The sequence below is a fragment of the Pseudomonas sp. GL-B-12 genome (genome assembly GCF_019955895.1).
Lineage (GTDB): Bacteria > Pseudomonadota > Gammaproteobacteria > Pseudomonadales > Pseudomonadaceae > Aquipseudomonas.
On sequence record NZ_JAHBCX010000022.1, the window covers coordinates 1 to 22,494 of the forward strand.

Sequence of the window (22,494 nt, forward strand, 5' to 3'; positions counted from 1 at the left end):
GCTCAGCAATCGTTGGTTACATCTTTGATTTCTCGCGGAGTAACTTGTGATGCTGATAATCTGTTGACTAGCAGTCTGACTCCACAAGCACCCACACGAATTGCTTGATTCAGTTGTTAAAGAGCGGTTGGTTAAGATCTTTCGTCTCAACCGAGGCGCGCATTCTACAGCAGCCTCATTTGCTGTCAAGTGGTATTTTTCAGAAGCTTTCAAAGTTTCCTTTGTAACTTCAACCACTTGCGCCTCAGATCTCTCGTCAGCGGGAGGCGAATTCTACAGCGTTACACGCCGCTGTCAACACCTCTTTTTCAACTCCCTTTCGGCTTCGATGACCTGAAGCAACCTGCTGCCGAAAACTGCGCAACTCGTTGTTTACCAAGGAGTTTTCCGTTTCGACTGCGCCGGAAGTGGGGCGAATTATAGGCTTCCAGAATCTGCCGTCAAGCGTTGATTTAGGTTTTCTATCAATAAGCTGCAGAATGCAGCAAAACCGCCCAAAGGAAGCCTATATAGAGGAGCCGAAACACCCCTCTATATAGAAGAGACCAGTCAGAGAACGCCCGAAGCCTTGAATGCGGACACCGCCCCGGCATCCAGGCCCAACACCCGCTGCAAAACTTCCAGCGTGTGCTCACCCAGCAGAGGAGGTGCAAAACGGTACTCCACCGGCGTTTCCGACAGTCGAATCGGGCTCGCCACCTGAGGCACCATCCCGGCCAGCGCATGCGGCAGCTCGATAGCCAACCCACGCGCCTTCACCTGAGGGTCGGCAAACATCTGCGCCACGTCATTGATAGGCCCGCACGGCACGCCAGCCTGTTCCAGCTGCGCCACCCACTCAGAGGTAGTCTTGAACACCGTTGCCTGGCGGATCAGCGGAATCAGTAATGCCCTGTTTGCCACCCGCAGCTTGTTGGTCGCAAAACGCGGATCGTCCGCCCACTGCGGTTGCCCGGCCACTTCCGCGAACTTGCGGAACTGACCATCGTTCCCGACGGTAAGGATGAAATCGCCATCCGCCGTAGGAAAATCCTGATAGGGCACGATGTTCGGATGAGCATTACCCAGGCGTTTAGGCGCATTGCCTGTCGTCAGGTAGTTCATAGCCTGGTTGGCCAGACAAGCCACCTGCACGTCCAGCAGAGCCATATCGATATGCTGACCACCGCCGTCGTGGTCCCGATGCGCAAGCGCAGCCAGGATCGCGACAGTCGAATACAGCCCGGTCAGGATATCCGTCAGCGCCACGCCAACCTTTACCGGCCCCGCGCCTTCTTCGCCTTCAGGTCGCCCCGTCAGGCTCATGAGGCCGCCCAACCCCTGGATCATGAAGTCATAACCCGCACGCTTGGCGTAAGGACCGGTCTGGCCGAACCCGGTGATCGAGCAATAGATCAGATCCGGATTGATCGCCTTCAGCGACTCATAGTCCAGGCCATAAGCCGCCAGACCGCCGACCTTGAAGTTCTCGATCAGAATGTCCGACTTGGCCGCCAACTCACGCACCAGCTTCTGCCCTTCAGGGCGAGTGAAGTCGATGGTGACCGATTGCTTGTTGCGATTGGCCGACAAGTAATAGGCAGCCTCGCTGGTGTTCTCGCCATAAGCGTCTTTAAGGAACGGTGGCCCCCAGGCGCGCGTGTCATCGCCGTTACCCGGACGCTCGACCTTGATCACTTCAGCGCCAAGGTCGGCCAGGATCTGCCCGGCCCAAGGCCCGGCCAGCACCCGCGATAAATCCAGTACCCGTAGATGCGATAGCGCGCCCATGGACGTTCTCCTTAATAGAACGCCTGGAGGCCGGTTTGCGCACGACCGAGGATCAGTGCATGGACGTCATGAGTACCTTCATAGGTGTTCACCACTTCCAGGTTGACCAGGTGACGCGCAACACCGAATTCATCGGAGATGCCGTTACCACCCAACATATCGCGGGCCATGCGCGCGATGTCCAGGGACTTGCCGCAAGAGTTGCGCTTCATCATCGAGGTAATTTCGACTGCAGCGGTCCCTTCGTCCTTCATGCGACCCAGACGCAGGCAGCCTTGCAGCGCCATGGTGATTTCAGTCTGCATGTCGGCCAGCTTCTTCTGGATCAACTGAGTGGCGGCCAGCGGGCGACCGAACTGCTGACGATCCAGGGTGTACTGGCGAGCGGTGTGCCAGCAGAACTCGGCTGCACCCAGCGCACCCCAGGAGATGCCGTAACGTGCCGAGTTGAGGCAAGTGAAAGGACCTTTCAGGCCACGGACATCCGGGAAAATGTTCTCTTCTGGCACGAACACGTTGTCCATCACGATTTCACCGGTGATCGATGCCCGCAGGCCCACCTTGCCGTGAATCGCCGGAGCGCTCAGGCCTTTCCAGCCTTTCTCCAGAACGAAGCCGCGAATGTCACCGGCATCGTCCTTGGCCCAGACCACGAACACATCGGCGATCGGGCTGTTGGTGATCCACATCTTGCTGCCGGTGAGGCTGTAGCCGCCTTCCACTTTGCGCGCACGACTGATCATCGCACCCGGGTCGGAGCCGTGGTTAGGCTCGGTCAGGCCGAAGCAGCCGATCCACTCACCCGACGCCAGTTTCGGCAGGTACTTCTGCTTCTGCGCTTCGGTACCGAATTCATTGATTGGCACCATCACCAGCGAGGACTGCACGCTCATCATCGAGCGATAGCCAGAGTCGATGCGCTCGACTTCACGAGCGATCAGGCCGTAGCTGACATAGTTCAGGCCGCTGCCACCGTACTGCTCGGGGATGGTTGCGCCCAACAGACCGATCTCGCCCATTTCGCGGAAGATCGCCGGATCGGTCTTCTCATGACGGAAAGCTTCGAGGATGCGCGGCGCAAGGCTCTGCTGAGCAAACTGCGCAGCTGTGTCGCGAATCATGCGTTCTTCTTCAGTGAGCTGTTGATCCAGCAGCAGGGGATCGATCCAGTTGAAGCTAGCTTTACCGCCCATGAGTGTGTCCTCTCGAATCGGGTCAAATAACGTGGACTGATCCTAGGCCCGGATCGGCGCTACGGCAAACGAGGATTTCGCATACTGTTGTGCTAATTTCTCACTCCGAAACGTCGCAAAAGAGCCTTTATGCGATGTATTAGTGAGGTTGACGTACATGCGCAGAAAGATACCCAGCACCACCGCCCTGATCAGCTTCGAGGCCGCGGCGCGCCACGAGAGCTTCACCAAGGCCGCCCAGGAACTTTCGCTGACCCAAGGAGCGATTTGCCGACAGATCGCCAGCCTTGAAGAGTTCCTCAGCGTGGAACTGTTCCGACGCTCGCGGCGCGGGGTCAAGCTGACGGAAGCTGGTCTCTCGTACAGCCGTCGAGTGGCCACTCAACTCGACGCGGTTGAGCGCGACACCTTGTCAGTCATGGGCCAGCAAGGCACCAACGTGATCGAATTGGCCGTCGTTCCGACCTTCGGCACCCAATGGCTGCTGCCGCGACTCAAGGACTTCCAGCAAAAGCACCCGGAAGTAACGGTCAACCTGACCAACCGCACGCGCCCGTTCCTGTTCGCCGACACTGATTTTGATGCCGCCATCTACTTCGGTGACGCGGATTGGTCGGGTACAGAATCCCACAGGCTGATGGGTGAAAATCCAATGCCCGTTTGCAGCCCCAACCTGCTCGGAAACAAGACTAGTCTGACGCCCGGAGAAATCGCCGACTTACCCCTTCTGCAACAAACCACCCGCCCCTATGCCTGGCGCCAATGGTTCGACTCCCAACACATAAATGTCCCGCGAGACATGACAGGCCCCCGCTACGAGCTATTCTCCATGCTCGCCCAAGCGGCCATGCACGACATGGGCATTGCCCTGATTCCACCGTTCCTGATTCAAAGGGAGCTGAAAGAAAAACGCCTGGTGATCGCCAACCCGCAAGCACTGTCCAGCATCAAGGCTTATTACCTGATGATTCCTGAGCGGAAGGTCGAATCCGCATCCTTAAGGGCATTTCGTGACTGGCTGGTAAATCAAGCACACAGCTACAGCCTAGAGGGATAAAGGTTATTCAACGTTACTTGACCCCGTAGTCAGTAAAATCAAAGCCCTACAGATATACGTATTTGTCGCATACCAGCAAACTGTATCGAAAAGTCGTACAAACGTCCCACAAGCGGCTGACCACGCGGCTTTGCGCCACTATTTCGAAGCGATGCCGCATCATTCATACGGCCGATGTGTAAATTCTTCAATTTCGGCCAGAATCCTCGCAAAGCACGGTCTGCAAGGGATTGACCCGGTTGGTTGCGACATTCGGTCACGGGGTGACTTGTAGTTAATTTTCCGTCACCCGTCATAATCCCTTGAAGGGCACAAAGTTCGCCTGCAAAATGCCGCGCCCCGCCCTGATTTGGCGGGATCGTGCTGATCGGCCGCCCCAGCCGCACCATCCGTAGTGCATGGGTTTACTCAATAAGATCACGCAGGAGATTTGACGTGCACATTGGTGTTCCTCTCGAAACCCAGACCGGTGAAACACGGGTTGCTGCAACCCCGGAAACCATCAAGAAGCTGATCAGCCAGGGTCATAAGGTCACTGTACAAAGCGGCGCCGGCGTTAATGCCAGCGTAGTCGACAGTGCCTATGAAGCGGCAGGCGCAACCATTGGCAGCGCCAATGACGCGTTTGGTGCAGAGCTGATTTTGAAGGTGGTCGCTCCCAGCGACAGCGAGCTGGCGCTGATTAAAAGCGGCACCGTTGTAGTGGGTATGCTCAACCCGTTCAGCAACGAAACCATCGCCAAGCTGGCCGAGTGCGGGATTACCGCCTTTGCCCTGGAGGCGGCGCCGCGCACCTCCCGCGCCCAAAGCCTGGATGTGCTGTCCTCGCAAGCCAACATCGCCGGTTACAAAGCCGTGTTGCTGGCCGCGCACTACTACCCGCGCTTCATGCCGATGCTGATGACCGCCGCGGGCACCGTGAAAGCGGCGCGCGTGCTGATCCTCGGTGCCGGCGTGGCCGGTTTGCAGGCCATCGCTACCGCGAAACGCCTGGGGGCGGTGATCGAAGCGTCTGACGTGCGTCCTGCGGTGAAAGAGCAGATCGAATCCCTCGGCGCCAAGTTCGTCGACGTGCCTTACGAGACCGATGAAGAGCGTGAATGCGCCGTCGGTGTCGGCGGTTACGCCCGCCCGATGCCGGCCAGCTGGATGCAGCGCCAGGCCGCGGCCGTGCACGAACGCGCCAAGCAGGCTGACATCGTGATCACCACCGCGCTGATTCCGGGCCGCAAGGCACCAACGCTGCTCAGCGCGGAAACCGTGGCCCAGATGAAGCCGGGGTCGGTGGTCATCGACCTCGCGGCGGCCCAGGGCGGCAACTGCCCGCTGACCGTGGCCGATCAGGTGGTTGTCGAGAATGGCGTGACCATCGTCGGCCCGACCAACCTGGCCAGCGCCGTGGCGGCTGACGCTTCGGCGCTGTACGCACGCAACCTGCTGGACTTCATGAAACTGTTGTTCGATAAAGAAGGACAACTGGTGATCAACCTTGAAGACGATATCGTCGCCGCGTGCCTGATGTGCCGCGACGGCCAGATCGTGCGCAAGAACGGCTGAGGATAAAAACAATGGAAGACATGCTGATCTCTCACGGTATCTACAACCTGATCATCTTCGTGCTGGCTATCTATGTCGGCTACCACGTGGTCTGGAACGTCACCCCTGCACTGCACACGCCACTGATGGCGGTGACCAACGCCATCTCGGCCATCGTGATCGTCGGCGCCATGCTCGCCGCCGCCCTCACCGTGACCCCGCTGGGCAAGACCATGGGCACCCTGGCCGTGGCCCTGGCCGCGGTGAACGTGTTTGGTGGCTTCCTGGTGACCCGGCGCATGCTGGAAATGTTCAAGAAAAAAGCGGCTCCGGCAAAAGCGCCGGCAGCCAAAGCCGCAGCAGCCAAGGCTGAGGTGCAGCAAGCATGAGCATGAACCTGGTTACTTCCCTGTATTTGATCGCCTCGGTCTGCTTCATCCAGGCGCTCAAGGGCCTCTCGCACCCCACCACGTCGCGCCGCGGCAACCTGTTCGGAATGCTCGGCATGGGCTTGGCGATCCTCACCACGGTCGGTCTGATCTACAAGCTCGGTGCCGAGCTGGCCCAGGACGGTATCGTCTACGTGATCGTCGGCCTGCTGATCGGCGGCACTGCCGGTTCGATCATGGCCAAACGCGTCGAAATGACCAAGATGCCCGAACTGGTCGCCTTCATGCACAGCATGATCGGCCTGGCAGCGGTGTTCATCGCCGTGGCTGCCGTGGTCGAGCCGCAGTCGCTGGGCATCGTTGCGCAACTCGGTGACGCGATCCCGGCCGGTAACCGCCTGGAACTGTTCCTCGGTGCCGCCATCGGTGCAATCACCTTCTCCGGTTCGGTGATTGCCTTCGGCAAGCTGGCCGGCAAGTACAAGTTCCGCCTGTTCCAGGGTGCACCGGTACAGTTCAGTGGCCAGCACAAGCTGAACCTGCTGCTGGGCCTGGCCACACTAGGCCTGGGCGTGACCTTCATGCTCACCGGTGACTACACCGCTTTCGCCGTGATGTTGGCCCTGGCCTTCGTGCTCGGCGTGCTGATCATCATCCCGATTGGTGGCGCGGACATGCCAGTGGTCGTGTCGATGCTCAACAGCTACTCCGGCTGGGCAGCGGCGGGTATCGGCTTCTCGCTGAACAACTCGATGCTGATCATCGCCGGTTCGTTGGTAGGTTCAAGCGGTGCGATCCTCTCGTACATCATGTGCAAGGCGATGAACCGCTCCTTCTTTAACGTGCTGCTTGGTGGCTTCGGCAATACGGCGGATGCGGCCGGCCCGGCGGGTTCGAAAGAAGCGCGTCCGGTGAAATCCGGCTCAGCTGACGACGCGACCTTCCTGCTGACCAACGCCGACACCGTGATCATCGTGCCGGGCTACGGCCTGGCGGTAGCGCGGGCTCAGCATGCGCTGAAGGAACTGACCGAGAAGCTGACCCATCGCGGCGTGACCGTGAAGTACGCGATCCACCCGGTTGCCGGTCGTATGCCCGGCCACATGAACGTGTTGCTGGCCGAGGCCGAAGTGCCTTACGACCAGGTGTTCGAGATGGACGACATCAACTCCGAGTTCGGCCAGGCGGACGTGGTGCTGGTGTTGGGCGCCAACGACGTGGTCAACCCGGCCGCGAAGAACGATCCGAAATCGCCGATTGCCGGCATGCCGATCCTCGAGGCGTTCAAGGCCAAGACCATCATCGTCAACAAGCGCTCGATGGCCAGCGGCTACGCCGGCCTGGACAACGAGCTGTTCTACCTGGACAAGACCATGATGGTGTTCGGCGACGCGAAAAAGGTCATCGAAGACATGGTCAAAGCCGTCGACTAACCCTCTACGGCACACGGAACGCCCCGACTCGTCGGGGCGTTTTTGTTTGCGCAAATCGTCGGACAAACTATTCTTTTGTTACCGATCCTGTAACGGTGTTTTGCTCGAAAGGCCCGAAATAGACGCCTGGATTGCGACCTTGGTAGCGGGACAGAAGCTGGCGCAATTCACTAGACTGCACGTCCTGCTACCTGTTGCCCGAGATAACAATCCATGTACCGTGACCGTATTCGCCTGCCTTCGTTGTTGGACAAAGTGATGAGCGCTGCCGACGCTGCCGCTCTGATTGAGGACGGCATGACCGTCGGCATGAGTGGCTTTACTCGCGCCGGCGAGGCCAAGGCCGTCCCCCAGGCGCTGGCCGAGCGTGCCAAGGTCACGCCGCTGAAGATCAGCCTGATGACCGGCGCTAGCCTGGGCAACGACCTCGACAAGCAGTTGACCGAAGCCGGTGTGTTGTCGCGACGCATGCCGTTCCAGGTCGACAGCACCCTGCGCAAGGCGATCAATGCCGGTGAAGTCATGTTCATCGACCAGCACTTGTCGGAAACCGTGGAGCAATTGCGCAACCAGCAATTGAAACTGCCGGACATTGCCGTGATTGAAGCCGTAGCGATCACCGAGCAAGGGCATATCGTGCCAACCACCTCGGTCGGCAACTCGGCCAGCTTCGCGATTTTCGCCAAGCACGTGATCGTCGAGATCAACATGGCGCACAACCCGAATCTCGAAGGTCTGCACGACATCTATATTCCGACCTACCGTCCGACCCGCACGCCGATTCCGCTGGTCAAGGTCGACGATCGCATTGGCAGCACCGCCATCCCGATTCCACCGGAAAAAATCGTCGCCATCGTCGTCACCAACCAGGCTGACTCGCCCTCCACTGTGCTGGCGCCGGACGTCGAGACCCAAGCCATTGCCGACCACCTGATCGACTTCTTCAAACAAGAAGTGGCAGCCGGGCGTATGACCAACAAGCTCGGCCCGTTGCAAGCCGGCATCGGCACCATCGCCAACTCGGTGATGTGTGGCCTTATCGACTCGCCGTTCGAAGACCTGACGATGTATTCCGAGGTGCTGCAGGACTCGACCTTCGACCTGATCGACGCGGGCAAGCTGAGCTTTGCCTCGGGCAGTTCGATCACCCTGTCGAGCCGGCGCAATGCCGATGTGTTCGGCAATCTGGAGCGCTATAAGGACAAACTGGTTCTGCGCCCGCAGGAGATCTCCAACCACCCTGAAGTCGTGCGCCGCCTCGGCATCATCGGCATCAACACGGCATTGGAGTTCGACATCTACGGCAACGTCAACTCCACTCACGTCTGCGGCACGCGGATGATGAACGGCATCGGTGGCTCGGGCGACTTCGCGCGCAACGCGCACCTGTCCGTGTTCGTGACCAAGTCGATCGCCAAGGGCGGTGCAATCTCCAGCGTGGTGCCGATGGTCAGCCATGTTGACCACACCGAACATGACGTCGACATCCTCGTGACCGAAGTGGGCCTGGCAGACTTGCGCGGCCTGGCGCCCCGGGAGCGCGCCCGGATCATCATCGACAAGTGCGTGCACCCGGATTACCGCCAGGCGCTGAATGATTACTTCACCGCCGCGTGCGCCATCGGCGGGCACACCCCGCACATCCTGCGTGACGCCCTGAGCTGGCACATCAACCTGGAAGAAACCGGGCAAATGCTGAAGAAGTAATTGGTACAGATAGCAGCTGGCGCAAACACAGTTTCGTCAGCTTGCTCTTGCCCCTTCGCAATATGAAAAAAACTGTACTGCTGTACCGGTCATTTCCTAGGGAAAATTCCTACCTTGTCGAGCAAAAACAGCAATTTAGCACCATAACAGTGCACATAGGTACAGTTGCTTCAATTTCGACCAGTACACCCCCTATAAACAGTTAACTGAGCTCTCACAATACAGATGAACTGTATCTACAGAGACTAGGCAAACGAGAGGATCATGGGCACCAGTTAAACCACTACCTAATCCCGCCATAAGCGGAAGGATGTCAACCATGGAACGTACACTCAGTTCCGAACTGTTCTTCGAAGACACTGCTGCAAAAACCCAGGCTTCCATGCCTCTGCGCGTTATCGCCAACCTGATGCTGTGGCAGCGCCGCATTACCAGCCGCCATCAACTGGCTCGCCTGGATTCGCGTCTGCTGGCTGACGCCGGGATTAGCGAAGCACAACGCTACGAAGAGCTGAGCAAGCCGTTCTGGCGCTAAGTTAGCGTCGCTGGCTCTGACCTGAAGGTCCACCGCCAGCAACCCGAATTGAAAAAACAAAACCCGTCGTGGGAAACCACGACGGGTTTTGTCGTTTTGGCCTGTCAAATCCGGTCTTACAGTAGACAAACCTAAAGACCAGTACAGTTTGATAATAATACAAACTGAATGAGTACAATATCGTTGCAGTGTGTCTGTAGTGGATGTTCGGCCGATGTCAGCATGGAGCCCTCTACTTATCAGGACAGGGACCGCGCCATGAATTCTTTACAGGATGTTTCCACCCCCTCAGTTCAATCGAGACCTTGCTTGCACTGGGTCAGAGATCTGCTGACAGGGCTCTTCGCTAGCCTGGAAAGGGCGAGAACACGACGTTTACTGGCTCAACTCGATGATCGTCAGCTATCAGACCTTGGCATCAGCCACGCCGACCGCATCAATGAATTGGATAAACCGTTCTGGCGCTGACTGCCTGTTTGCATGACGGACTGTTCGAACTGACACACTCAGGCCTAATATCAAATCAGAACGTGGCGAGCGCCAAGCGCCTGGCGTCTGACTTTGCAGACACTGCGCCATTTTTCAATTGGTTTACCCAAAGGAGTTACCCATGTCCCGTCTCCGTCTGCTCAGCGCTGCAGCCTTGTTTGCCGTAGCTGCCAGTGCCCAAGCCAGCAGCTTCATCGTGACCACGGATGCTGTCGTCAATGCGCTCAAAGCCACGTCCGATGCGACTACCGATGTCGTCTCGTCTTCGTTCAAGGATGACAAGATCGTCCTCGCGGCCCGTGACGACGCAGCCAGCTTCATCGCCAGTGAAGGTTCCATCCGCGGCGTGAAACTGGAAAGCGCACTCGACCATATTCGCCACCAGGTGCCACAGCTGAACGCAAGCGACGCCCAACTGGCGCAAGCGATTCTGACGATCTAAACGACTGCACAGACATGGGGCACACCCGACGTGTCCCAATGTTTCGGCGCTGGCCCTAGAACGGGCCTTGCGCTAGCCTTGGGAGTCATTTTCAACTGTCGAGTCTCATGCGTTTTCCTTCAAATCTCTTGATCGCTCCAGTCTTTCTTACCCTTGGTTACTGCGGATCAGCCCACGCTTATGACGCCTTCAATCTGTCCACCCAAGGCATTGTCGCCAGCGGTTACGCCACAAGTTTGGTGACCAGCGCCCCCTTCGACCATAAACTGCTGCTCGCCGCCCAGGATGACGCTGCGGCATTCATTGCCAGTGACGGCCAACTGAGAGGCGCACGACTGGAGTCGGCCCTGCGGTATCTGCGCCGAACCCAGGCAAAACTTCATGCCAGCGACCTTGAACTGGCACAAGCAATTCTCGTCCAATAGTTATCCCTGTTTTTCTGGAGTCGTTCCATGCGTAACCCGCTGATTGCTGCCACCTTAGGCCTGCTGCTGTTGGCCGATGTGGCCCAGGCACATACTCTGGTTGCCACCAGTAATATGCTGATCCGTGCTACCCAGCGCACCCTCGATTTCACCTCCGACACCACCACGTCCATCCGCGATTCGAAGATCGTGCGCGAAGCCCAGGACGACGCCGCCAGTTTCGTTGCCAGCAATGGCGACATTCGAGGCGCTCACCTGGAATCCGCCTTTGATTTGCTGCGCACCCGCGTGCCGGAAGCCCGTGACGCCAGTGACCAGGATCTCGCCGAAGCCATCCTCGCACTGTGAAGCGTCCAGGCGCCTGGCTGCTGGTCGGGGCCCTGTTGCTGCTCGGCAACACGGCCCACGCAAGCCTTCAATTACAGCTCAAGACCGAAGGTCTGACTCCCGCGCAACAGCAAGCCAGCCAGGCGTTGCTCGATGAAGCCATGCAGGCACTGCCGCCACGCTTTATCGAGCAACTCGATCGACGCATCGATGTCGGCTGGACCAGTGACATGCCGAGCAACGCCTACGGTCAGGCATCACAGGTGTCCGAACTCGATCTGAACCGCAACCTGCTGGCCGGCCTCACCGATGGCAGCGCCGCGACCAAGAAAACCCATCGCCCCCATGGCACCGTACGCCGGGAAATGCTGGCCACGGTGTTGCACGAGCTGACTCACATCTACGATCGCTCGCGCCTGTGGGCGGATGCTGACCGCAAGCTGATCCAGCGCTGCACCCAGCGCAACAACACCTCAGGGCTGGTTGGCATTCCCGACCAATGCCGGGGCCAGTCCGGTCGGCGTTTTACCCTCAGTGACGATCCGCGCCTGCTCGACCTCGCCGGCTGGCAGCAATACGTAGGCCGTCGCGGTGAACGCGAACAGCACAATCGCCAGATTGCCCGCAGCCCGGACATCTACGAGACCAGCAGTGCGAAGGAGTTCGTCGCGGTCAACATGGAGTATTTCCTCCTCGACCCGAGCTACGCCTGCCGCCGCCCCGCGCTGTACCGCTACTACAAGGAACATTTCAGCTGGGCGCCCGCCACCAAAGACACCTGCGGCAAGACCTTCGCATTCCTCAATGCCGGCAACGACTTCGCCAAGACACCTTTGGGCCAGGTCGATCCGGAGCGGGTCTATGCCGTTGACTATCTGCTGGCCGAGGCCAACCAGAACCTGTTCAGCCGCTGGGGCCACAGCATGTTGCGCCTGGTGATCTGCGCGCCAGGCCGACCACGCGGACCGGATTGCCGATTGGATCTGGACCAGCATCTGGTGCTGTCTTACCGCGCCTTCGTCGGCGACGTACAGCTGTCGAGCTGGGATGGCCTGGTCGGTAAATACCCGTCGCGGCTGTTTATCCTGCCGCTGTCCCAGGTCATCGACGAATACACCAAGACCGAACTGCGCAGCCTGGCCTCCGTGCCCCTGAACCTTTCGCGCAGAGAGATTGAAGACGTGGTGGGACGTGCCGCCGAGATGCACTGGAGCTACGACGGCAACTACTTCTTCCTGTCGAACAACTGCGCGGTGGAAGAGCTGAAATTACTGCGCGGTGGCACCAATAACCCGCAATTGGTGGGACTCGACAACATCATGCCCAACGGTTTGCTCGAAGTGCTGAAGGGCCGAGGACTGGCGGACACCAGCGTGCTGGACGATCCGCGGGAAGCCTTGCGTCTGGGTTATCGTTTCGATTCCTTCCGCGATCGCTATCAGGCGATGTTCGAAATACTAAAAAAGCACTTGCCGATCAAACAGGAAACCGTCGAAGACTGGCTCGACTTGAAGGCCGAACAGCGCCGGCAATGGTTCGAGCAGGCTGACTTGCGTACCAGTGCGGCCTTGCTTCTGCTGGAGCAAGCGAGTTTCCGTCGGCAGTTGCTGTTGGCCCAGGATGAAGTGAAGCAGCGCTATCTGGGCGCCCGAGAGCTGAAGAATGGCGGCATGGACAAGGCCAACGAGACGCTCAAGGACATTCTCGCCAACAGTGGCTTCCTCAGCCGGCCGGCGGAGCTGCTGGGCACCAACGGTTATGGCTTGCCACAGCCGAGCGAGTGGGAGCATCTGGAATCGGAAAGCAGCCAGCGCCAGAAGCAGCTCCTGGCGCTGTCCGGGGATCTGGACAAGGAAGTGAGAGCGTTGCTTGAACCGGGCCGTGCCGCCGAAATGGCCGCCAACGAGGCCAACGTGAAGCAGATTGGTGAGCACCTGCGCAAACTGCACAAGGCGTCAGGCGGGATAGAGTTGCCTTGATACCGCAACCTTGTGGGAGCGAGCTTGCTCCCACAAGGTTTACAGCGTTTAGCCACACACACAGCAAAAAGGGCTTCAGAACGCAGTCCTGAAGCCCTCGGCCTTGCTGTTTAATTTGTGCCGCGAGGCTCTAATTCCTCTGTATCAGGAACTTTACCTTCAGCTGACGCGGGCTTTACGCACGCCATCGGCCAACGCCGAGCACAGGCTCAGCACGCCATCCACGGCTTGTTCCGGGGAGGTGGCATTGGCGATGTGATCGATCAACGCCGAACCCACCACAACACCGTCGGCCAGACGCGCGATGGACGCTGCCTGTTCCGGTGTCCGGATACCGAAACCGATGCTGATCGGCAGGTCGGTATGGCGGCGCAGACGGGCGACCGCTTCTTCGACGTGTTCCAGCGTGGCGGCACCGGCGCCGGTCACACCGGCCACCGAGACGTAGTAGACGAAGCCGGAGCTACCGTTGAGAACGGTCGGCAGGCGCACATCGTCGGTGGTTGGCGTGGTCAGTCGAATGAAGTCCAGGCCCGCGGCCTGTGCCGGGTCGCACAGCTCGCCGTTATGTTCGGGCGGCAGGTCGACCACGATCAGGCCATCAACGCCGGCCTCTTTGGCTTCGGCAATGAAGCGCGGGACACCGTACATGTGGATCGGGTTGAAGTATCCCATCAGCACCAGCGGCGTTTCGTTGTTGTCCTGGCGGAACTCGCGAACCATTTGCAGGGTTTTCGCCAGATTCTGTTTGGCACCCAGGGCACGGATGTTGGCGAGCTGGATGGCCGGGCCGTCAGCCATCGGGTCGGTGAAGGGCATGCCCAGCTCGATCACGTCGGCACCAGCCGCTGGCAAGCCCTTGAGGATGGCCAGGGACGTGTCGTAGCTCGGGTCGCCGGCGGTCACGAAGGTCACCAGGGCGGCGCGGTTCTGTTCCTTGAGTTCGGCAAAACGCGTTTGCAGGCGGCTCATCAGTGTTTCTCCTGCTTGGATTGTTCCATGTGGTGCATCACGGTCTGCATGTCTTTGTCGCCACGGCCGGACAAGTTGACCACCATCAGGTGATCTTTTGGCAAGATCGGTGCGCGCTTGAATACTTCAGCCAGGGCATGGGCGCTTTCCAGGGCAGGGATGATCCCCTCCAGGCGGCAGCACTGGTGGAATGCAGCGAGGGCTTCGTCGTCGGTCACCGAGGTGTACTGAACGCGGCCAATGTCATGCAACCAGGCGTGTTCCGGGCCGATGCCCGGGTAGTCCAGGCCAGCGGAGATCGAGTGGGCATCGATGATCTGGCCATCATCGTCCTGCAGCAGGAAGGTGCGGTTGCCGTGCAACACACCGGGTACGCCGCCGTTCAGGCTGGCTGCGTGCTTGCCGGTCTCGATGCCGTAGCCGGCGGCTTCAACGCCGATGATCTCGACACTCTTGTCGTCGAGGAACGGGTGGAACAGGCCCATGGCGTTGGAACCACCGCCGATGCACGCCACCAGGCTGTCCGGCAGGCGACCTTCCTGGGCTTGCAGTTGCTCGCGGGTTTCCTTGCCGATCACGGCCTGGAAGTCGCGAACCATTGCCGGGTAAGGGTGCGGACCGGCCACGGTACCGATCAGGTAGAAGGTGCTGTCGACGTTGGTCACCCAGTCACGCAGGGCTTCGTTCATCGCGTCTTTCAGCGTGCCGGTACCGGCTACCACCGGGATCACTTCGGCACCCAGCAGCTTCATGCGGAACACGTTGGCCTGCTGACGCTCGATGTCAGTGGTGCCCATGTAAATCACGCAATCCAGACCGAAACGCGCAGCAACGGTGGCAGTGGCCACACCGTGCATGCCAGCGCCGGTCTCGGCGATGATGCGCTTCTTGCCCATACGCCGCGCCAGCAGGATCTGGCCGATGCAGTTGTTGATCTTGTGCGCGCCGGTGTGGTTCAGCTCTTCACGCTTGAGGTAGATCTTCGCGCCGCCGCAGAACTCGGTCAGACGCTCGGCGAAGTACAGTGGGCTTGGACGTCCGACATAGTCACGCTGGAAGTAGGCCAGTTCCTCCTTGAATGCAGGATCTTCCTTGGCCAACTCATATTCGCGGGCCAGGTCGAGGATCAACGGCATCAGGGTTTCGGCAACGTAGCGGCCGCCGAACGCGCCAAACAGGCCGTTGGCATCAGGGCCGTTGCGCAGATTAGTCTGGGTCATGGGGCGCTCCAGTTGAATGCGTGAAGTGATGCATAAAGAGATAGTGGGCTTCACTCTACCCCTGACGCCCCGGCCTGAAAACCGATAAGATCGCCACAACCTGTCAGGAAAACTCACAGATCAAATGAGCCATGACCTTCCTCCGCTGAACGCGCTTCGCGCCTTCGAAGCCACTGCCCGCTTGAACAGCGTCAGTCAGGCGGCCGAACAGCTGCACGTCACCCACGGTGCGGTCAGCCGGCAACTCAAGGTGCTTGAAGAACACCTCGGCGTAAGCCTGTTCATCAAGGACGGTCGCGGCCTGAAACTCACAGATGCCGGGTTACGCCTGCGTGACGCCAGCAGCGAAGCCTTCGAGCGCCTGCGCAGCGTTTGCGCCGAACTTACACAAAGCACAGCCGATGCGCCATTCGTGCTCGGTTGCTCGGGAAGCCTGCTGGCGCGCTGGTTTATCCCGCGACTGGGGCGGCTCAATGCCGACCTGCCGGACTTGCGCCTGCACCTGTCGGCCGGAGAAGGCGATCTGGATCCGCGAAGACCGGGGCTGGATGCCTTGCTGGTATTTGCCGAGCCACCCTGGCCGGCGGACATGCAGGTTTTTGAGCTGACCAGCGAACGTATCGGCCCGGTCATGAGCCCTCGGTTCGCCGGCTATGAACGGCTCAAGCAAGCGCCGGAAACCGCACTGCTGAACGAACCCTTGCTGCACACCACCTCACGCCCGCAAGCCTGGCCGAACTGGGCGCAACCACGGGGCCTTGACGCCAGGGCGCTGAAGTACGGTCAGGGATTTGAGCATTTGTATTACTTGCTGGAAGCCGCCGTCGCGGGTCTGGGCGTGGCGATTGCCCCCGAACCCTTGGTGACGGAGGACTTGAAGGCCGGCCGCCTGGTTGCACCTTGGGGCTTCAGTGAAACCCCGGCGCAACTGGCGTTGTGGCTACCCAAGCGCGCCGCGGACGGGCGCGCCCGGCAACTGGCACAGTGGCTCAAGAACGAGCTGCGTCGAGCGGATTAATCACGCCTGCACAACAGATACGCGGCCAGCAGGCCCAATGCGCCCACGGCGACACCGGCTGTTGTCCAGGGGTGTTCCTGTGCGTAGTCCCGGGTGGCGATTCCGGTTTCGCGGGTTTTGACCCTGACCTCTTCATAGGCATCGGCAAGCAGATGGCGCGAGTGTTTCAAGGCATTCTCGGCGTTGCTTTTCAGGGTCTTGAGGGTTTTACGCGACTCATCCGAGGCGTCGTCCTTCAGGCTTTCCAAAGACTTGAGCAGACTCTCGATCTCGGCTTCCATGCTTTGCAATGAGGCTTTGCGTAACGAGGTGTTGGCCATGGTGGCTCTCCTGCATTGGTGATGAGTGGCGTGTGTTGGTTGGGACTTCATGGGCTCAAGAAAGTGCAGAAAATATGAACTTCACCCTCAGAACGGCCAACAGAAGAAATAGGAAAAATCACTGCTAGGCTGTAATTCACACGCCGAGGAGAACGCCATGTCTGACCATCACACCTACAAGAAAGTCGAGCTGGTTGGCTCGTCCACCAGCAGTATCGAAGATGCGATCAATAACGCGCTGGCCGAAGCCAGCAAAAGCATCAAGTACATGGAATGGTTTGAAGTGACCGAGACCCGTGGGCACATCAGGGACGGCAAGGCAGCACACTTTCAGGTGACCTTGAAAGTCGGATTCCGGATTGCCAGCAGCTGACTTTGGGCTAGTCTTCTGAACTTGCACGCCGGTCGAATGCCATAGGGAATGGCAAAGCACTCCATGAGTGCGTCCGGCTGACGGCTGGTTACCCCTATGATCCGACCAGGGAATGCAACCGATGAAGAAGTTTATGTTGGCAGTAGGATTGTTGAGCCTTGCGGGGAGCGCATTGGCGGGCGGCAAACCATGCGAAGAGCTGAAAGCCGAAATCGCAGCGAAACTTGATGCCAAGGGCGTTTCCGGTTATTCGCTGGAGATTGTCGACAAAGGTGCCGCTGCCGGCGGGAAAGTTGTTGGCAAATGCGAAGAGGGCGCCAAAGTGATCGTCTATAAAAAGTAGGCCGATTCTCGCCCGAATGAAAAAGCCGACGCCGTGGCGCCGGCTTTTTCATGCCTGCCGTTTGAGTATCAACCCCGCATGACCTGCGCCAGCAGTTCGTAGGAATGCACGCGATCGGCATGTTCGTACAGGTCACAGGTGAAAATCAGCTCGTCAGCCTGGGTCTGTTCGATCAGGACTTCGAGTTTGGCGCGGATTTTCTGCGGGCTACCGATCATGGCCAGGCCAAGGAAATCGTGCACGGCCTCTTTCTCATGGGGCAGCCACAGGCCATCCATGGTCTTCACAGGCGGACGTTGTACCAGGCTTTGGCCACGCATCAGGGCGAGAATCCGCTGGAACACCGAAGTCGCCAGGTACTCGGCCTGCTCGTCGGTATCGGCTGCCACCAAAGGCACACCGAGCATCACGTAGGGTTTGTCCAAAACGGCTGACGGCTTGAAGTGATTGCGGTAGACCCGAATCGCTTCATGCATGTAGCGCGGTGCGAAATGCGAGGCGAAGGCGTAGGGCAAACCGCGTTCACCCGCCAGCTGTGCGCTGAACAGGCTCGACCCCAACAACCAGACCGGCACATTGGTCCCGGTGCCCGGCATGGCGATGATGCGTTGGTCCGGTGTACGTGGCCCGAGGTAGCGCACCAGTTCCGCCACATCTTCCGGGAAGTCGTCGGCGCTGCCGGAGCGTTCACGGCGCAACGCACGTGCGGTCATCTGGTCGGAACCGGGGGCGCGACCCAGGCCCAGGTCGATCCGGCCCGGATAAAGGCTTTCCAGGGTGCCGAACTGTTCGGCGATCACCAACGGTGCGTGGTTGGGCAACATCACCCCGCCCGAGCCGACTCGAATGGTCGACGTACCACCAGCCAGATAACCAAGCAGCACCGAAGTCGCGGAACTGGCGATGCCATCCATGTTGTGGTGCTCAGCCACCCAGAAGCGGTTGTAACCGAACTTCTCGACATGCTGTGCCAGGTCCAGCGAATTGCGCAGCGACTGGGCCGCGCTGCCGTTCTCGCGCACCGGCACCAGATCGAGGGTCGAGAACTTGATATCGGACAGTCGTTTCATAAACCTGCTTCTCCAATTGAGGGCGCAGGTTTGTTCTTGCGAACGCAAACCTGCCGAATCCAAAAGCGTGTTCATGCAATGTGGGCATATACCCGAGTTTCAATAGCCCGGTAAAAAATCCCGCGAAAAAAGCGGATTGATCGGACAGGACGGCCCGGCGTCCAAGGTGCTGAAGGCGAAGATCAGCCTGGAGGCAACATTGGTCGGCTAGATTTTCGTTGAAAACAAAAGATCGCAGCCTTGAGCAAAATGCCGTGATCATTCGGTAGAAGATGTTCAAGACTGCGATCTTTTTTGCGTCGCGACAGACTTGCGCGCTAAAACTGTGGTCGAATAAATGACAGCAGCGAAAACCCATGACTGTGCGTGCTGCTTCAAAGGAGCTTCAAACATGAAACGTTTTGCCCTGGCGGTTATCTGTTGCGCACTGACCACTTCGGCCCTCGCAGCGCCGAAACCCTGCGAAGAACTCAAGGCCGAGATCGAAGCCAAGATCCAGGCCAGTGGCGTCACCGCCTACACGCTTGAAATCGTCACCAACGACGAGGTCCATGACCAGAACATGGTCGTTGGCTCGTGCGAAAACGGCACCAAGAAAATCATCTACCAGAAGAACGACCGCTGACACCTCACATCAAGCAGTAAGACTCCCGATCTTCTGCAACGATCTCCCGCTTGGCGTTGTATAGCCTGGCTTCAGGAATGAAGGCAATCGAGCGGCCTTCAAGCACATAACGTTGGCCGGCTTCGAAATGATCGAAGTTGATGGTCAAGTAACATATGCGTTCAGAAGGGCCGCCCATCATGTTCAAGCCCCCGCCACCAGGTACTTCGAAGTCGAAGCGGACGATCAGTTCATGGCTGCCGGGCATAACCTCAAAATAACGCCCGTCGGCCAAGCGCTGTTTATCCAGACGCTCGGCCATCAGCAATTTATCGTTAGGGAAGGGCGTGGAAAATTCGACCCAGGCCATCTTTGGATTAGCCGTCGGCATCGGGCTCTGACAGCCAGCGACAACGCTGGCAGCCAGCAACAGCATCAACCTGTACATGATGAATGTCCCAAGGGGTTATGCATTCAGCATAACGCCGATCAGGAGTGTTGACAGCCCGCAGGCGTGCCTTGGCCAATCACTTTTCGCTGTTGATCGTAGAGTTTCGCCCATGGCCGAAAGCCGATGTTCCCCGCCTGTAGCCGATAACGCTCGCCCGCGTTGAAGTCGTTGAATTTCACATTCAACTGGCAATCGCGCCACAACGGCTCGGCGTTAGGGCCGATGTTGGTGGGCTGGACCGAGAATTGGTAGCGGACCGTCAGCTCATGGCTACCAGGCTGGACCTGGAAATAGCGTTTATCGTCGGTGGCCTTGTCATCGACCTCCAGCGCTTGCAGCTTCGTATCTTCTTGCTTCGAGTCCAGGTCGATCCAGGCTTGCGCAGGATCAGGGCGGGGTAGTCCGAAATAAGCACAGCCGGCCAGCATCAGCAGGCCTCCTGCCAGTATCATCATGCGCATAGCGGAGCTCCAGTCAGGCGGGATAGTCTTGTGGAAAGACTCTCCAAGGAAGAATTATTGTGATCAGGCCGCTTCCTAGCCTTGGGTTACTTGATCGCGTTTTTCGCGTTTTGTTTCCAGGTGTGTTGTTTTTGTTGCTCAACGGTTGCGCCAGCATCAGCTATTACAACCAACTGGCCAGCGGCCAACTGCAGTTGCTGCGGGCGAGGGAGCCTGTTTCCAGCGTGGTTGCCGACCCGGCGCGCGATCAAAAACTGCGTACACACCTGGAGCAATCGCAAAAGGCCAGAACGTTCGCCAGCCAGCAATTGCACCTGCCGGATAACCAGAGTTACCGCTTGTACGCGGACATTGGGCGCCCCTTCGTCGTCTGGAATGTCTTCGCCACGCCGGAATTTTCCCTAAAACCCGTAAACCACTGCTTCCCCATCGCCGGTTGCGTGGCCTATCGCGGTTACTACAGCCAGAGCGCAGCCCGCGGCGAAGCAGCTTTGCAACGCTTGCAGGGCATGGACGTGTCGATTGGCGGTGTCGAAGCCTATTCGACACTCGGCTGGTTCAACGACCCGATCATCAGTTCGATGATGGGCTGGGGGGATGAGCGACTGGCCACGCTGATCTTTCACGAGCTGGCCCATCAGCGTTTCTATGTGAAGGACGACACGGAGTTCAACGAATCCTTCGCCACCTTCGTCGAGCAGGAAGGTACTCGCCAATGGCGCGCCTACCGCCAACTGCCACCGGATAACAATGCGCAGGCGCGTCAACGCGACCAGTTCACTGAGTTGGTACTCAAGACCCGCACCCGACTGGAAAAGCTCTACACCTTGCCGTTGCCAACCGAACAGATGCGCCAGTGCAAGGCGGCCGAGTTCGAGCGCTTGCGCAGCGAATACCGGCAATTGCGCGACAGTCAGTGGGCCGCAGACAAACGCTACGATGCCTGGATCTATGCCCCCATGAATAATGCCCGGCTATTGCCGTTTGGTTTGTACGACCAATGGGTTCCGGCATTTGCCACGCTGTTCCATCAGGAGGATGGCGACTGGCTCAAGTTTTACGCTGCCGTGGAAAAGCTCGGCGCCTTGCCGACGGACAAGCGCAAGGCCGCGCTGAAAGCATTGGCTGGCGGGGCCGATCAACCAAAGAACCAGTAGCAAACCCCGATCGCGCCCAGCACCCCGGCAAGCTCCGCCAGCAATGCACAACCGACTGCATGTCGTGCGCGCTGGATGCCCACGGCGCCGAAGTACACCGCCAGCACATAGAACGTCGTTTCGGTACTGCCCTGGACCGTTGCCGCCACCAGCGCCGGGAAGCTGTCCACGCCCGAGGTCTTCATTGTTTCGATCAGCATTGCCCGGGCGGCGCTACCCGAGAAGGGTTTGACCATCGCCGTCGGCAGCGCATCGACGAAGCGCGTGTCCCAGCCGGCCCATTCCACCAGATGGCGAATGCCATCCAGACCAAAGTCCAGCGCCCCGGACGCGCGCAGTACGCCCACCGCGCAGAGCATCGCCACCAGGTAGGGCAGCAAGTTCTTGGCGACATCGAAACCCTCTTTGGCTCCTTCAACGAAGGCCTCGTAGACCTTCACTTTGCGCAGCGCGCCGATCAGTAAAAACAGCATGATCAGGCCAAACAGCGTCACGTTGCCGAGGATCGACGACAGGCCGGCCAGCGCAGTCGCCGAAAGGGTCGCCAGCAACGCCATGAAACCACCGAGGGCGAGGGCGCCGGGGATCAGGTAGGCCAGCACCACCGGGTCCCAGATGCGCAGACGCTGCATGAACGCCACCGACAGGAAGCCGACAATGGTCGAGCAACTGGTCGCCAGCAGGATCGGCAGGAACACCAGCGTCGGGTCAGGCGCGCCTTGCTGGGCGCGATACATGAAGATGGTCACGGGCAGCAGGGTCAGCGAGGAGGCGTTGAGCACCAGGAACAGGATCTGTGCGTTGCTGGCGACGGTAGCGCTGGGATTGAGTTCTTGCAGCGCTTTCATGGCCTTGAGGCCGATCGGCGTGGCGGCGTTGTCCAGCCCCAGGCCATTGGCGGCGAAGTTCAGGGTGATCAGGCCGATGGCCGGATGACCCGGCGGGACTTCAGGCATCAGGCGCAAAAACAGTGGCCCCAAGGCCTTGGCCAGCCATTCGACGATCCCGGCCTTCTCGGCAATGCGCAAAAAACCCAGCCAGAGAGTGAGAGTGCCAAACAGCAGCACCATGACTTCGACCGACAGCTTGGCCATGGCAAAAATGCTTTCCACCATCGCCGCGAATATCCCGGCATTGCCACCAATCAGCCACTGGGCCAGCGCCGATACGGCAGCCACGATGAAGAAGCCAAGCCACAGGCCATTGAGCATCAGTCAAATCCC

25 protein-coding genes are annotated in these 22,494 nt (G+C 59.1%); 16 read left to right on the forward strand and 9 right to left on the reverse strand.

Going from position 1 to position 22,494, the window contains the following annotated elements:
• Positions 1–549 precede the first annotated feature (549 nt).
• Together KGA85_RS12675 and KGA85_RS12680 are read right to left on the reverse strand one after the other, a co-directional pair.
• Positions 550–1,770 carry a CaiB/BaiF CoA transferase family protein gene (locus KGA85_RS12675; RefSeq protein WP_223455004.1) on the reverse strand — a complete coding sequence of 407 codons (1,221 nt, stop codon included), beginning with the start codon at positions 1,768–1,770 and terminating at the stop codon, positions 550–552.
• Between the two features lie 11 nt (positions 1,771–1,781).
• Entirely contained in the window at positions 1,782–2,963 is a 1,182-nt protein-coding gene (locus KGA85_RS12680) for an acyl-CoA dehydrogenase (RefSeq protein ID WP_046043971.1), read from the reverse strand.
• A 157-nt stretch (positions 2,964–3,120) separates the two neighbouring features.
• Here KGA85_RS12680 and KGA85_RS12685 point away from each other — a divergent pair, with 157 nt between their 5' ends.
• The 11 genes from KGA85_RS12685 to KGA85_RS12735 all read left to right on the forward strand — a co-directional run bounded on the left by KGA85_RS12685 (position 3,121) and on the right by KGA85_RS12735 (position 13,282).
• Positions 3,121–4,020: a LysR family transcriptional regulator gene (locus tag KGA85_RS12685; protein ID WP_223455006.1), complete on the forward strand. Its 900-nt coding sequence runs from the start codon at positions 3,121–3,123 to the stop codon at positions 4,018–4,020.
• 435 nt (positions 4,021–4,455) lie between these two features.
• A complete protein-coding gene (locus tag KGA85_RS12690) occupies positions 4,456–5,577 on the forward strand; it encodes a Re/Si-specific NAD(P)(+) transhydrogenase subunit alpha (RefSeq protein WP_223455008.1) in 1,122 nt (373 codons plus the stop codon).
• Between the two features lie 11 nt (positions 5,578–5,588).
• A complete protein-coding gene (locus KGA85_RS12695) occupies positions 5,589–5,945 on the forward strand; it encodes an NAD(P) transhydrogenase subunit alpha (protein ID WP_008047189.1) in 357 nt (118 codons plus the stop codon).
• The gene (locus tag KGA85_RS12700) at positions 5,942–7,378 is read left to right on the forward strand and encodes an NAD(P)(+) transhydrogenase (Re/Si-specific) subunit beta (protein ID WP_223455010.1); all 1,437 of its coding nucleotides are present in this window, start codon (positions 5,942–5,944) and stop codon (positions 7,376–7,378) included. Before KGA85_RS12695 ends, KGA85_RS12700 begins: the two co-directional genes overlap by 4 nt.
• A 213-nt stretch (positions 7,379–7,591) precedes the next feature.
• Entirely contained in the window at positions 7,592–9,085 is a 1,494-nt protein-coding gene (locus tag KGA85_RS12705; RefSeq protein ID WP_223455012.1) for an acetyl-CoA hydrolase/transferase family protein, read from the forward strand.
• A 319-nt stretch (positions 9,086–9,404) separates the two neighbouring features.
• Positions 9,405–9,620 carry a DUF1127 domain-containing protein gene (locus tag KGA85_RS12710; protein WP_030129620.1) on the forward strand — a complete coding sequence of 72 codons (216 nt, stop codon included), beginning with the start codon at positions 9,405–9,407 and terminating at the stop codon, positions 9,618–9,620.
• Between the two features lie 258 nt (positions 9,621–9,878).
• Positions 9,879–10,088 (forward strand): DUF1127 domain-containing protein, encoded by a 210-nt coding sequence (locus KGA85_RS12715; RefSeq protein ID WP_223455013.1) that lies wholly within the window; start codon positions 9,879–9,881, stop codon positions 10,086–10,088.
• A gap of 142 nt (positions 10,089–10,230) precedes the next feature.
• Positions 10,231–10,551, forward strand: coding sequence for a DUF2388 domain-containing protein (locus KGA85_RS12720; protein ID WP_223543159.1), 321 nt, complete (start codon positions 10,231–10,233; stop codon positions 10,549–10,551).
• Positions 10,552–10,658: 107 nt separating this feature from the next.
• On the forward strand, positions 10,659–10,976 hold the full coding sequence (locus KGA85_RS12725) for a DUF2388 domain-containing protein (protein ID WP_223543160.1): 318 nt from the start codon (positions 10,659–10,661) through the stop codon (positions 10,974–10,976).
• 27 nt (positions 10,977–11,003) lie between these two features.
• Positions 11,004–11,324: a DUF2388 domain-containing protein gene (locus KGA85_RS12730; RefSeq protein WP_008002141.1), complete on the forward strand. Its 321-nt coding sequence runs from the start codon at positions 11,004–11,006 to the stop codon at positions 11,322–11,324.
• Positions 11,321–13,282 (forward strand): DUF4105 domain-containing protein, encoded by a 1,962-nt coding sequence (locus KGA85_RS12735; protein ID WP_223455018.1) that lies wholly within the window; start codon positions 11,321–11,323, stop codon positions 13,280–13,282. Before KGA85_RS12730 ends, KGA85_RS12735 begins: the two co-directional genes overlap by 4 nt.
• 159 nt (positions 13,283–13,441) lie before the next feature.
• Here KGA85_RS12735 and trpA read toward each other — a convergent pair whose 3' ends face one another.
• Entirely contained in the window at positions 13,442–14,254 is an 813-nt protein-coding gene (trpA, locus tag KGA85_RS12740; protein WP_223455020.1) for a tryptophan synthase subunit alpha, read from the reverse strand.
• Positions 14,254–15,474 carry a tryptophan synthase subunit beta gene (trpB, locus tag KGA85_RS12745; RefSeq protein ID WP_223455022.1) on the reverse strand — a complete coding sequence of 407 codons (1,221 nt, stop codon included), beginning with the start codon at positions 15,472–15,474 and terminating at the stop codon, positions 14,254–14,256. The genes trpA and trpB overlap by 1 nt, the downstream gene beginning before the upstream one ends.
• 124 nt (positions 15,475–15,598) lie before the next feature.
• Between trpB and KGA85_RS12750 the strand changes: the two genes are divergently transcribed.
• The gene (locus tag KGA85_RS12750) at positions 15,599–16,492 is read left to right on the forward strand and encodes a LysR family transcriptional regulator (protein ID WP_223455024.1); all 894 of its coding nucleotides are present in this window, start codon (positions 15,599–15,601) and stop codon (positions 16,490–16,492) included.
• On the opposite strand, the gene KGA85_RS12755 is transcribed toward KGA85_RS12750, so the two are convergent.
• Positions 16,489–16,812 (reverse strand): YqjD family protein, encoded by a 324-nt coding sequence (locus tag KGA85_RS12755; protein ID WP_223455026.1) that lies wholly within the window; start codon positions 16,810–16,812, stop codon positions 16,489–16,491. The genes KGA85_RS12750 and KGA85_RS12755 overlap by 4 nt on opposite strands.
• 157 nt (positions 16,813–16,969) lie before the next feature.
• Between KGA85_RS12755 and KGA85_RS12760 the strand changes: the two genes are divergently transcribed.
• Positions 16,970–17,185 (forward strand): dodecin, encoded by a 216-nt coding sequence (locus KGA85_RS12760; RefSeq protein ID WP_008002152.1) that lies wholly within the window; start codon positions 16,970–16,972, stop codon positions 17,183–17,185.
• Between the two features lie 121 nt (positions 17,186–17,306).
• On the forward strand, positions 17,307–17,528 hold the full coding sequence (locus KGA85_RS12765) for a DUF1161 domain-containing protein (protein WP_056726693.1): 222 nt from the start codon (positions 17,307–17,309) through the stop codon (positions 17,526–17,528).
• A gap of 68 nt (positions 17,529–17,596) precedes the next feature.
• Here KGA85_RS12765 and KGA85_RS12770 read toward each other — a convergent pair whose 3' ends face one another.
• Positions 17,597–18,598 carry an LLM class flavin-dependent oxidoreductase gene (locus KGA85_RS12770; RefSeq protein WP_150753719.1) on the reverse strand — a complete coding sequence of 334 codons (1,002 nt, stop codon included), beginning with the start codon at positions 18,596–18,598 and terminating at the stop codon, positions 17,597–17,599.
• 391 nt (positions 18,599–18,989) lie between these two features.
• Here KGA85_RS12770 and KGA85_RS12775 point away from each other — a divergent pair, with 391 nt between their 5' ends.
• Positions 18,990–19,223 (forward strand): DUF1161 domain-containing protein, encoded by a 234-nt coding sequence (locus KGA85_RS12775; protein ID WP_218431423.1) that lies wholly within the window; start codon positions 18,990–18,992, stop codon positions 19,221–19,223.
• A 4-nt stretch (positions 19,224–19,227) separates the two neighbouring features.
• Here the strand turns inward: KGA85_RS12775 and KGA85_RS12780 are convergent, their stop codons facing one another.
• Together KGA85_RS12780 and KGA85_RS12785 are read right to left on the reverse strand one after the other, a co-directional pair.
• Positions 19,228–19,650, reverse strand: a complete 423-nt coding sequence (locus KGA85_RS12780) for a hypothetical protein (protein WP_223455027.1) — start codon at positions 19,648–19,650, stop codon at positions 19,228–19,230.
• Between the two features lie 41 nt (positions 19,651–19,691).
• Positions 19,692–20,114 (reverse strand): hypothetical protein, encoded by a 423-nt coding sequence (locus tag KGA85_RS12785; protein ID WP_223455029.1) that lies wholly within the window; start codon positions 20,112–20,114, stop codon positions 19,692–19,694.
• A 59-nt stretch (positions 20,115–20,173) separates the two neighbouring features.
• Between KGA85_RS12785 and KGA85_RS12790 the strand changes: the two genes are divergently transcribed.
• Positions 20,174–21,271: an aminopeptidase gene (locus tag KGA85_RS12790; protein WP_223455031.1), complete on the forward strand. Its 1,098-nt coding sequence runs from the start codon at positions 20,174–20,176 to the stop codon at positions 21,269–21,271.
• On the opposite strand, the gene KGA85_RS12795 is transcribed toward KGA85_RS12790, so the two are convergent.
• Complete coding sequence (locus KGA85_RS12795; RefSeq protein WP_223443495.1) at positions 21,253–22,482, reverse strand: nucleoside recognition domain-containing protein; 1,230 nt, start codon at positions 22,480–22,482, stop codon at positions 21,253–21,255. The two genes, KGA85_RS12790 and KGA85_RS12795, sit on opposite strands and share 19 nt — an antisense overlap.
• Between the last annotated feature and the right edge of the window lie 12 nt (positions 22,483–22,494).